The following is a 758-nucleotide window of genomic DNA, read 5'->3' as shown; positions in this document are numbered from 1 at the left end:
GGCTTCGCTGCCGGTCGCTGAATGGGCTCGGTGATCGCGTCGCGGGCGGCATCGGCAAACTCCACTGTGGTCGCGTATCGCTGGTCGGGGTCTTTGGCCATGCCGGTCGCGATGACCTCGTCGACAGCGGGAGGCACATTGGGTTGGGTGGTCGAGGGTCGCGGCGGGGGGGTACTCAGGTGTGCGGCGACCAGGCGCGCCATCGTGTCTTCCTCGAAGGGCGGGTGTCCGGTCAGGCTTTCAAATAGCACGCAGGCCAGCGAGTAGATGTCGGCGCGGGCATCTTCTGTTCTGTTATCTAACCGCTCGGGTGCGATGTATTGGAAGGTGCCGATCATGAAGCCCGACTTGGTCATTCGCGTCTCTTCCAGGACGCGGGCGATGCCGAAGTCGATCAGGTAGGCGAAGTCGTTGCGGTCGAGCAGGATGTTGGAGGGTTTGATGTCGCGGTGCAGCAGACCCACCTCGTGGGCGGCGTGCAGAGCTTCAGCGACCTGGCCGATGATGTGTACCGCGCGCGCGGGTTCCAACGGCCCGTCAGCCAGCAGGGTCTGCAGGTCGCGGCCCTCGACCAGGCGCATGTCGACATACAGGCGGCCGTCGATTTCGCCGTAGTGATGGATCGGGATGACGTGCGGGCTATTTAATCGCGCCGCCGCGTGGGCTTCGCGGCGGAATCGGCCCTGAAAGTCGTCGTCCTCCGACAGATTCGCCGGCAACAACTTGAGGGCCACGATCCGGTCGGTGTCGGTGTCATG

The 758-nt window shown here is 64.4% G+C and carries 1 protein-coding gene; it reads right to left on the bottom strand.

The genetic code is table 11. The annotated features are described in order from the left end of the window. Positions 1-758: serine/threonine-protein kinase (locus A5791_RS27705; protein WP_156661224.1), on the bottom strand; the 758-nt coding region annotated here is incomplete at both ends.

Source organism: Mycobacterium sp. 852002-51163_SCH5372311, from assembly GCF_001667115.1.
Taxonomy (GTDB): Bacteria; Actinomycetota; Actinomycetes; order Mycobacteriales; family Mycobacteriaceae; genus Mycobacterium.
This window is presented reverse-complemented; position numbering and strand designations above follow the sequence as displayed.